The sequence below is a fragment of the Pediococcus claussenii ATCC BAA-344 genome, assembly GCF_000237995.1.
Taxonomy (GTDB): domain Bacteria; phylum Bacillota; class Bacilli; order Lactobacillales; family Lactobacillaceae; genus Pediococcus; species Pediococcus claussenii.
On the sequence record NC_016635.1, the window covers coordinates 1 to 1,815 of the forward strand.

The window sequence follows — 1,815 nt, forward strand, 5'->3', positions numbered from 1 at the left end:
AGTTTCCGCTAAACATTGTTGTTCTATCAAGGCTATTTTACCATTATGGCAAAAGACAAATCAAGATACTTCACCTTTTTGTTATATCCCGAATCTATTCCAGAAGATTGGAAATCGAAATTAGAATTAATTGGTGTTCCAATTGCTATTAGTCCATTTCATGATATGGATGAAAAAACTGATAAATCAAAATGGACACCTGATGATGTCATACGAAATGGCAAGCACTATAAAAAGCCGCATTATCATGTTGTCTATGTGGCTAAAAACCCAGTTACTGCTGATAGTGTTCGGTACAAGATTAAACAGCTTCTAGGTGATCGGAGTATCGCTAAAGTGCAAATAGTCATCAGAAGTATGGCAAGCATGTATTCATACCTTACACATGAGTCTAAAGATGCTATTGAGAAGAAAAAACATAAATATAATAAAAAAGATATTACGCTGATAAATAATTTTGATATTGATAGATATATATCGCTTGATGTGGAAGACAAAGACGACATGCTGAATGATGTTTGTGATTTGATTGATGACCATAATTTGGCAAATATGCGTGAATTGAGACGCTTTTTAAAAGCTCATGGTTCAGAATATGGCATGCCTAGTATCAAGGTCGTTAATTCGGTTTTACGTGCTCATACTGGACTGATAAGACTATATTTCGATGCTGTTTATCAGGAACGCAAGTATGGCAGAGGAGACATAGACAAAGAAACTGGCGAGATACAAGATTGATTAGTGAATAAAAAGTGGGTGCTCAATTCGAGCACCTTTTTTTGTTGTCGGCTAGCCGACTTCTGATACAGGAAATTTAGCACAAACACCATTAATTTTAATTGTGGTGTGTAAGTGCGCATTGCTTTAAAAATAGCAATGAAAAAATCAAAAGAAAATGTTAAAGGCGCACTTACACGTCATCAAAGATGACGTTGCGCTAAAACCATTAAAACCTGTATCAGATTTCGCTTCGCTCAAACAAAACTGACTTGCGTCAGTTGAAACATTCAAAGCAGTTAAAGTCCAGTCGCTAGCCGACTTCGGACTTTAACTGCTTTGAATGTTGGCTTTAAATGGCTCTAATTTGCTCTCTAAGCCATTTTAGCTGTTAAATGCATAATTAGCTGTCTGTCAACGGTAAATCGACGTAGAACGGCTTTTAGCCGTTCTAGGAGGCTTTAAGGAGTTGATAGACTCACTAGACCAAGACACTTTTGCGCATGCAAAGAAAAGCACACCTGCTTTTTTTGCCTGCCTCACGGCGAGTGCGGGGTGAGTTTGAGCGGGAGCACCCGCTCATTTATGGGGTCAAGCTGACACAGCTTGCAGGTTTGGGCAGCGCCCATGGTTTTATTCGTGTGGGATATAAATTTGAAAATCAGGGGGCGAGGGAGCGAATTTTGCGACCGTACTACGACCCCCCTTTTAAGTGCCGAGTGCCAATTTTGGTTAAAAATGGTCTTCAAGCCTTTAATATCAATGGTTACAGAGTTTTAAATCTCGGCGAGTTTTCGGCGAGTTTTTAGCGAGTTTTTAGCGAAATAGAGATTTATAGCATATATTATTGACAATAATGTTGCAAAAAGGCATAATAATGGTGTACTTAAATTTGATTTGGTTTGGAGTAAAAATATGGCTACAAATAAAAAAAGAATTACGGTCAGTCTAACCGAAGATCAGTATTTCACTTTGGAAAATCTTGCGAAAGAAAAGGGTTTTTCTAAGTCTGCAATTTTAGCTTTAGCTTTAGAAAATTATTCAAGAAAGGAATTAGAACAAAAAAAATAAGCGAAAACTCGGCTTGGGCAAGACGAT

The 1,815-nt window shown here is 37.6% G+C and carries 3 protein-coding genes; all 3 read left to right on the forward strand.

Annotated features, from left to right (window positions below):
• Positions 1–45: 45 nt before the first annotated feature.
• Positions 46–738, forward strand: a complete 693-nt coding sequence (locus PECL_RS08935) for a replication protein (RefSeq protein ID WP_012695376.1) — start codon at positions 46–48, stop codon at positions 736–738.
• A gap of 482 nt (positions 739–1,220) precedes the next feature.
• Complete coding sequence (locus tag PECL_RS08940) at positions 1,221–1,526, forward strand: hypothetical protein (protein ID WP_041534804.1); 306 nt, start codon at positions 1,221–1,223, stop codon at positions 1,524–1,526.
• Positions 1,527–1,632: 106 nt separating this feature from the next.
• Complete coding sequence (locus PECL_RS08945; RefSeq protein ID WP_003555393.1) at positions 1,633–1,788, forward strand: ribbon-helix-helix protein, CopG family; 156 nt, start codon at positions 1,633–1,635, stop codon at positions 1,786–1,788.
• Positions 1,789–1,815: the final 27 nt, after the last annotated feature.

Coding starts and splice junctions, on each gene's coding strand:
- PECL_RS08935 (WP_012695376.1), top strand. CDS start 46: ATGGCAAAAGACAAATCAAGATACTTCACCTTTTTGTTATATCCCGAA.
- PECL_RS08940 (WP_041534804.1), top strand. CDS start 1,221: ATGCAAAGAAAAGCACACCTGCTTTTTTTGCCTGCCTCACGGCGAGTG.
- PECL_RS08945 (WP_003555393.1), top strand. CDS start 1,633: ATGGCTACAAATAAAAAAAGAATTACGGTCAGTCTAACCGAAGATCAG.